The organism is Cyanobium sp. Lug-B, from assembly GCF_024345635.1.
Lineage (GTDB): Bacteria > Cyanobacteriota > Cyanobacteriia > PCC-6307 > Cyanobiaceae > Cyanobium > Cyanobium minutissimum.
In genome coordinates, this window is the sequence record NZ_JAGQBM010000099.1 from 1 (window position 1) to 7,374 (window position 7,374).

General features: G+C 72.3%; 7 protein-coding genes, 1 tRNA gene and 1 pseudogene. 5 read left to right on the forward strand and 4 right to left on the reverse strand.

Features of this window, described 5'->3' with window-relative positions; translation table 11 throughout:
- Positions 1 to 1,323 (forward strand): annotated as a pseudogene (locus KBY81_RS15930) (chromosome segregation protein SMC); the annotation flags it as partial.
- A gap of 92 nt (positions 1,324 to 1,415) precedes the next feature.
- Positions 1,416 to 2,633, forward strand: a complete 1,218-nt coding sequence (locus tag KBY81_RS15935) for a PRC-barrel domain-containing protein (protein ID WP_396103874.1) — start codon at positions 1,416 to 1,418, stop codon at positions 2,631 to 2,633.
- A gap of 18 nt (positions 2,634 to 2,651) precedes the next feature.
- Here the strand turns inward: KBY81_RS15935 and msrB are convergent, their stop codons facing one another.
- From msrB to KBY81_RS15950, 3 genes are all read right to left on the reverse strand, one after another.
- Complete coding sequence (gene msrB, locus KBY81_RS15940) at positions 2,652 to 3,065, reverse strand: peptide-methionine (R)-S-oxide reductase MsrB (RefSeq protein ID WP_254977034.1); 414 nt, start codon at positions 3,063 to 3,065, stop codon at positions 2,652 to 2,654.
- A 37-nt stretch (positions 3,066 to 3,102) separates the two neighbouring features.
- The gene (locus KBY81_RS15945) at positions 3,103 to 4,401 is read right to left on the reverse strand and encodes a glycosyl transferase (protein ID WP_254973815.1); all 1,299 of its coding nucleotides are present in this window, start codon (positions 4,399 to 4,401) and stop codon (positions 3,103 to 3,105) included.
- 42 nt (positions 4,402 to 4,443) lie between these two features.
- Positions 4,444 to 4,525, reverse strand: a tRNA-Leu gene (locus KBY81_RS15950).
- Between the two features lie 159 nt (positions 4,526 to 4,684).
- Here KBY81_RS15950 and accC point away from each other — a divergent pair.
- Positions 4,685 to 6,034, forward strand: coding sequence for an acetyl-CoA carboxylase biotin carboxylase subunit (accC, locus tag KBY81_RS15955; RefSeq protein ID WP_106222756.1), 1,350 nt, complete (start codon positions 4,685 to 4,687; stop codon positions 6,032 to 6,034).
- Between the two features lie 12 nt (positions 6,035 to 6,046).
- Here accC and KBY81_RS15960 read toward each other — a convergent pair whose 3' ends face one another.
- Complete coding sequence (locus tag KBY81_RS15960) at positions 6,047 to 6,376, reverse strand: YggT family protein (RefSeq protein WP_106222757.1); 330 nt, start codon at positions 6,374 to 6,376, stop codon at positions 6,047 to 6,049.
- A gap of 85 nt (positions 6,377 to 6,461) precedes the next feature.
- Here KBY81_RS15960 and psbX point away from each other — a divergent pair, with 85 nt between their 5' ends.
- Together psbX and KBY81_RS15970 are read left to right on the forward strand one after the other, a co-directional pair.
- Positions 6,462 to 6,584, forward strand: a complete 123-nt coding sequence (gene psbX, locus KBY81_RS15965; protein WP_015109102.1) for a photosystem II reaction center X protein — start codon at positions 6,462 to 6,464, stop codon at positions 6,582 to 6,584.
- 79 nt (positions 6,585 to 6,663) lie between these two features.
- Positions 6,664 to 7,374: Ycf66 family protein (locus KBY81_RS15970; protein ID WP_254977031.1), on the forward strand; the 711-nt coding region annotated here is incomplete at its 3' end.

Below are 7,374 nucleotides of genomic sequence, written 5' to 3' on the forward strand. Positions count from 1 at the left end.
CGCACCCTGGCCCCGCGGCAGCAGCGCCGCGACCAGGTGGCCGGCCGGCGGCGGCAGCTGCAGGAGGCCCACCGGGCCGACCGCGGCCGGATGGAGGTGCTCGACCAGACCCTGCCCCCCCTGCGCCAGGCCCTGGCGGAGCTGGAGGAGGCCGAGCGCGCCGCCAGCGGCAACGACGACAGTGCCCGCTGGCAGGGGCTCCAGGGCGAGCTGGAGCGGGCCGACCGGGCCCTGGTGGAGGCCCGTCGCCAGCGGGATGAACTGGAGGCGGCACGGCGCGACCGGGCCCTGGGGGCGGAGCGGCTGGGCAGCCAGCTGGAAGCCCTGGCCGGGGAGGAACGGCGGCTGGTGGAGGCGGTCCAGGCCCTGGTGGCCGAACGCCAGCTCTGGAAGGAACGCCAGCAGGCGGAGCAGGAGCGCCGCACCCTGCTGGAGCGCCAGCAGAGCGAGCTGCAGACCCGCTTCGGCGAGCGGCGCCGCGCCCGGGACGGGGCCGAAGCCCACCTGGCCGGCCGGCGGCAGGCCCTGCAGCAGCGCCAGTGGGAACTGCAGCGGCGCCAGGAGGAGCGGCTGGCCCTGGCCGAGGAGCAGCGCAGCCACGGCCTGCGGCTGGCCCAGATGGAACGGGAGCTGCCCGACCCCCGCCCGGAACTGCCCGAGGAGGTGCGCGAGGCCGGCCTGGAGGCCCTTCAGCAGAGCCTGCGCAGCCTGCAGCAGCGCATGGAGGCCCTGGAGCCGGTCAACATGCTGGCCCTCGAGGAGCTGGAGCAGCTGGAGCAGCGGCTGGCCGACCTGGACGACCGGCTGGAGGTGCTCAGCAAGGAGCGGGAGGAACTGCTGCTGCGGATCGAGACCGTGGCCACCCTGCGCCAGGAGGCCTTCATGGAGGCCTTCCGGGCCGTCGACGGCCATTTCCAGACGATCTTCGCCGGCCTCTCCGACGGCGAGGGCCACCTGCAGCTGGAGAACCCCGAGCAGCCCCTCGAGGGTGGCCTGACCCTGGTGGCCCACCCCAAGGGCAAGGCGGTGCGGCGGCTGGCCTCGATGTCGGGTGGTGAGAAATCCCTGACCGCCCTCAGCTTCCTGTTCGCCCTGCAGCGCTTCCGTCCCTCGCCCTTCTATGCCCTCGACGAAGTCGACAGCTTCCTGGACGGGGTGAACGTGGAGCGGCTGGCGGCCCTGATCGCCGCCCAGGCGCACCAGGCCCAGTTCATGGTGGTCAGTCACCGCCGGCCGATGATCGCCGCGGCCACCCGCACCATCGGCGTCACCCAGGCCCGCGGCTCCCATACCCAGGTGGTCGGTTTGCCGCCGGCGGCCTGAGCCGACCGCGTGGGCCACAATGGGCCGACCAGGCTGTTCCAGGCCGTGAAGTCGCTCCCATTCCCCCTGCCGTCCAGCCCCGATCTCCGGATTTGACCTCCCCGATTCCCCCCTCCACCGAGCCCGCCGCCCCCAGCGACCGCCTCTGGCTGCGCTCCGAACTGATGGGCACCCAGGTCATCACCCGGGACACCGGTCGGCGCCTGGGTGTCGTCGGTGAGGTGGTGGTCGACATCGACCGGCGCGAGGTGATCGCCCTCGGCCTGCGGGACAACCCCCTCACCCGTTTCCTGCCGGGCCTGCCCCGCTGGATGCCGCTGGATCGCATCCGCCAGGTGGGAGACGTGATCCTGGTGGATTCGGCCGACTCCCTGGCCGAGGGGTTCAACCCCGAGCGCTACAGCAAGGTCATCAACTGCCAGGTGATCACCGAGTCCGGCGAACAGCTCGGCCGGGTGCTCGGCTTCAGCTTCGACATCGAGACGGGCGAACTCACCACCCTGGTGATCGGCGCCCTCGGCGTTCCCCTGCTGGGGGAAGGGGTGCTCAGCACCTGGGAAATGCCGGTGGGGGAGGTGGTCAGCAGCGGCCCGGACCGGATCATCGTCTACGAGGGGGCCGAGGAGAAGCTCAAGCAGCTCGGCACCGGCCTGCTGGAGAAGCTGGGCATCGGCGGCGCCAGCTGGGAGCAGGAGGAGCGGGACCGGTTCCGCACCGGGGCCGTTCCGGCCGAGAACCAGCTGCCGGCGGGCCAGCCCACGGTCCAGGAGCAGCGCCGGATCCAGCCCGCCGCCAGCCGCAGCTTCCAGCCCACCGAGGAGCTGGAGTACGTGGAACTGGAGGAACGGCGCGAGCGGGAGCCCCTGCGCCAGCGCCGCTACCTCGACGACGACCTGCCGGAACCGCGCCAGCGCCCCGAAGCCCGCCCGGCCGAGGCCTATGGCCGCGAGGGCGAGCGACGCGAGAGGGTGACGCCGGAGCGCTACGACGACCGCATTCCTGACCGCACGCCCGACCGCAACCCACCCCAGCGCTACGCCGAGGAGAGCTCCGCCACGGGGAGCTACATCGACGACCGCTATCCCGAAGAGCGCTACTCCGGCGATCGCCATCCCGAAGAGCGTTATTCCGAGGAGCGCTACCGGCCCGGGCGCGGGTACGAGCCGGAGCGGGATCGCCCCGAGCCACCCGTGGGGCGGGAGCCCCAGCGGGACACCTACGCGCCCCCCGAAGAAGCACCGCGCCGGGAGGCCCCCCGCGCCAAGGAGCCGGTGGATGTGGAGCCCGAGATCCTCGACGATCCCTGGTGAGAGGCCAGCCGCCCCGGCTCAGCCCTCGCTGAACTGCAGCGACGCCGAATTGACGCAGTAGCGCAGTCCGGTGGGGGTGGGCCCGTCGTTGAAGACGTGGCCGAGGTGGGCGTCGCAGGTCGCGCAGCGGATCTCGGTGCGCTCCATGCCGTGGGAGCGGTCGGTGTGGGTGGTGATCGCTCCGTCGCTCACCCCCTGCCAGAAGCTGGGCCAGCCGGTGCCGGAATCGAACTTGCTGGCGGAACTGAACAGCTCGCTGCCGCAGCAGACGCAGTGATACATCCCGGTGGCTTTGTTGTTCCAGTAGGCGCCGGTGAAGGCCCGCTCGGTGCCCCCCTCCCGCGCCACCCGGTACTGCTCGGGTGTGAGCTTCGAGCGCCAGTCGGCGTCAGCAGGGACGGTGGTGGTGGGGGTGGAATCGCTCGGCTGCATCGTGACGAACCCCGATGGGGCCATGGAGAACCGAATCCTATCCAGATCGCACCGGCACCCCGGAGGGCTCCGGCGGCGGCAGCAGGCCCCGCACCATGGCCGCCACCGCCGCCACGGCGCCCGGCTGACCCCGCAGGCTGCGCAGGTCATCGGCCATGGCCGCCAGGCGCTCAGGGTGCTCCAGCCAGTCGGCGGCCTCGGCGGCGATCTGGGCCGGTTCGATCGGCCCCACCCGCTCCGGCACCACGGCGCGGCCGGCGGAGATGTTGGGCCAGGCCAGGAAGCCGCGGTGGCGCATCCGCCAGGCGGTGAGGGCCACCCCCACCAGGCGGCGCAGCAGGGGCAGCCGGGCCACCAGCCCCATCCAGCCGTCCCAGGCCTGCATCACCGCCAGGTGCTGGGTGGGCACCAGCACGATCATCGGCACCGCCAGGGCCCCCAGCTCGGCGGTGTTGGCCCCCACCGTGGTCAGCGCCAGGGCGCACTGACTCAGGGCGGCATGGGCGGGATGGCGCTCCAGCACCAGGATGCGGGTGCCGGCCGCTGTGACGATCTCGTCCCCCCGGAGCTCGGGCTCGCCGGCCCCCCGGAGGCGGTTCAGCGGGTTGGAGGGCCCGCCGTAGGCCAGCAGTTCCCGCACCGAGGTGGTGGGGGCTACCGGCAGCAGGAAGCGGCAGCCAGGCCGCAGGGCCGCCAACCGGTCGGCGGTCTCCAGCAGGAAGGGCACCCCCACCAGCAGCTTGGCCCGCTTCGAGCCGGGCAGCAGGGCCACCCAGTCGCCGGGAGGGAGGGGATCGTCCTGGCGGGCCAGGGTCGAGAGATCCGCCATCAGGTCACCCACCACCGTGGCCCGCTGCCGCCAGCGGGGGGCCAGGCGGCCGGCGGCGGTGGGGCCCATCACGGCGATGCGGTCGTTCCAGCGGGGCCAGCGGGCCACCCACTCGGCATAGGTGAGGTGGCGGTAGCCCAGGCGGGCGGAGAGCAGCACGGTCCAGAACTGGTCGCCGCCGAGGAACACCACCACGCCCCGCTCGGGCCAGGGGCCGTGGCGGCGGGGCCGCAGCAGCAGCCACCAGAACCGGGAGGCCGGTAGCACCCGCTCGAACAGGCCCCAGTCCCGGGCCACCCGATGCTCCGCCCCGGTGGCATTGGGGCAGGGGACCAGCACCAGCCGCAGGCTGCAGGGGGCGGCCGGATCGCGGGGCCGCAGGGGCTGCAGCCGATGGAGCTGCTCAGCCAACGGGCGCACCCAGGTGCTCAGCTCGCCCGGGCCGTTGCTGACCAGCACGATCGCGCTCGCGGCGGCTGGAGCGGAGACCGGCGAGGGCTGGGACAAGAGAACCGCTGGGTCCGGGGGACGGGGGCGGGAAAAGAGAAATGCGGATGGCGAGACTTGAACTCGCAAGGCCGAAGCCACACGCCCCTCAAACGTGCGTGTCTACCAATTCCACCACATCCGCGTGGTCGGAGCGGGCCGGGGCCCTCACCGACTGAGCAATATACGCACAAGCTTCCCCAGCCCCGGCGACCCTCGTGCAGGGGCGGCGCCGGTGAGCACTGATACAGTCCGCCCCGGCACGGCCGCACCCCCGCCAGCCCCTTCGCCCGGACCTGCACGGATGCCCATCGGCAAGCTGCTGATCGCCAACCGCGGCGAAATCGCCCTCCGCATCCTGCGCAGCTGCCGGGAGCTCGGCATCGCCACGGTGGCCGTCTACAGCACCGTGGACAAGAACGCCCTGCACGTGCAGCTGGCCGATGAGGCCGTCTGCGTGGGCGAGGCCCCCAGCAGCCGCAGCTACCTCAACGTTCCCAACATCCTGGCCGCCGCCACCTCCCGCGGCGCCGACGCCATCCACCCCGGCTACGGCTTCCTGGCGGAGAACGCCGACTTCGCCGAGAAGTGCCTCGACCACGGCCTGATCTTCGTGGGCCCCTCGCCGGCCTCGATCCTGGCGATGGGCGACAAATCGACGGCCAAGATCACCATGCAGCGGGTGGGGGTGCCCACGATCCCCGGCAGCGAGGGGTTGCTGGAGGATCCCACCGAGGCCGCCGCCCTGGCCGCGGCCATGGGTTATCCGGTGATGATCAAGGCCACCGCCGGCGGCGGCGGCCGGGGCATGCGCCTGGTGCCCGAGGCCGACCAGCTCGAGACCCTGTTCCGGGCCGCCCAGGGGGAGGCGGAAGCCGCCTTCGGCAACCCGGGCCTCTACATGGAGAAATTCATCGACCGGCCCCGGCACGTGGAGGTGCAGGTGCTGGCCGACCGCCACGGCAACGTGGTGCACCTGGGGGAGCGCGACTGCTCGATCCAGCGCCGCCACCAGAAACTGCTGGAGGAGGCCCCCAGCCCGGGGCTCGATCCCGAGCTGCGCCGTCGCATGGGCGAGGCGGCGGTGGCGGCGGCCCGCAGCATCAACTACGAGGGCGCCGGCACGGTGGAGTTCCTGGTGGACCGCGGCGGGGGCTTCTACTTCATGGAGATGAACACCCGCATCCAGGTGGAGCATCCCGTCACCGAGATGGTGACGGGCATCGACCTGATCGCCGAGCAGCTGCGCATCGCCGGCGGCGAGCCGATCTCCGTCCGCCAGGACCAGATCCACATCAGCGGCCACGCCATCGAGTGCCGCATCAACGCCGAGGATCCGCGCCACAACTTCCGCCCGGCCCCGGGCAAGATCACCGGCTGGCTGCCCCCCGGCGGGCCGGGGGTGCGCATCGACAGCCACGTCTACACGGGCTATGAGATCCCGCCCTTCTACGACTCCCTGATCGGCAAGCTGATCGTCTGGGGGACCGACCGGGACCATGCGATCCGACGCATGCGCCGGGCCCTGTCGGAATGCGCCGTCACCGGGATTCCCACCACCATCGAATTCCACCTGGCCCTGCTGGATCGCCAGGAGTTCCAGCGCGGTGAGGTCTGGACCAAGTTCGTCGAGGAGGAGATGCTGAACCGCTGAGCGGGCACCCGCTCAGCCGACGGCCTGGCTGCGCAGCAGGGCCAGGGTGAGCAGCCCCTGCTGACCCACCAGCAGCTCCCGTAGCAGGCTGACCAGCCCCACCCAGACCACTGGCGTCACGTCGACGCCGCCGATGGGGTGGATCAGACGGCGGGTGAGGGCCAGAACGGGCTCGGTAGGCGCACCCACCAGCCGCATCACCCCCTTGGTGAGGTCCACGCCGGGGTACCAGGTGAGGACGATGCGGAACAGGAACAGCAGGGTCCAGCCCGCCAGGAGCAGCCCCAGGGCCAGGTGCAGCTGGGGCAGGAGGGCCGATGCGGAAAGGGCCGGGGCCGTCACAAAGCTCTAAGCGTCGGAAGCCTGATCGTAGGAAGCCACCCTCCCTGCCTAGGATCCGCCGAGCTGTCCGGAGCGAAAGCCTGCCATGACCCCATCCCTCGCCAACTTCCTCAGCAGCCTCGCCTGGGGCGCGGTCATCGTGGTGATCCCCATCTCCATCGCCCTGGTGCTGATCAGCCAGAACGACCAGGTCGACCGGCGCCTCTGAGCCGACGGCCCTCCTGCGCCCGCCGATGACAGGGCGGGCGCGGTCCTTAGAGTGGGGCCCGTCGCCCGGGTGAACCGCCGTGGTCAACGCCAGCCTCAACTGGGCCAGCATCGTCGGCATCGTCCTGGCGGTCGGTGGAGCCTTCCTCTATTTCATGAGGAGCTTCAAGCCGGCCCTGGCCCGCGACTACGACGTCTTCTTCGCCGCCATCGGCCTGCTCTGCGGCGGGATCCTCTTCTTCCAGGGCTGGCGCCTCGACCCGATCCTCCAGTTCGGCCAGTTCCTGCTGGCCGGCACCACCGTCTTCTTCGCCTACGAGAGCGTTCGCCTGCGGGGGGTGACCACCGAGCAGGCCCGCCGCTCCTCCTACTTCGACGACGAGGAACCCGCCGCCCCCTTCCGGCCCCGGGGGGGCCTCGGCGGCGGCCGCAGCTGGGACGACGAGCCCGACCGCTTCGACGAGCCCGAACCGCTGCGGCGCCGCATCCCCTCCCGCGAAGAGCCCGACGACGATTTCTATCGGCCGCGCCGCCCCAGCCGGGCCGCCATCCCCGAGCGGGCCGCCAGCCGCCGCGACGAGCCGGAATCCTGGGACAACCCCAGGGGCGAGCGTCCCTCGGGCCGCCCCGAACGCCCACCCCTGGACGACCGCCCCGAGCGAACCACCGGCCGCTACAGCGCCGCTGGCCAGGGCCGCTCCGCCACCGCTGACTTCGGCGCCCGTCGCCGCGACCGCGACAGCGCCCCCGAGCCCCGCCGCGGCTCCCGTCCGGTGGCGGCGGCCGAGACG

Coding starts and splice junctions, on each gene's coding strand:
- msrB (WP_254977034.1), bottom strand. CDS start 3,065: ATGCAGCCGAGCGATTCCACCCCCACCACCACCGTCCCTGCTGACGCC.
- accC (WP_106222756.1), top strand. CDS start 4,685: ATGCCCATCGGCAAGCTGCTGATCGCCAACCGCGGCGAAATCGCCCTC.
- psbX (WP_015109102.1), top strand. CDS start 6,462: ATGACCCCATCCCTCGCCAACTTCCTCAGCAGCCTCGCCTGGGGCGCG.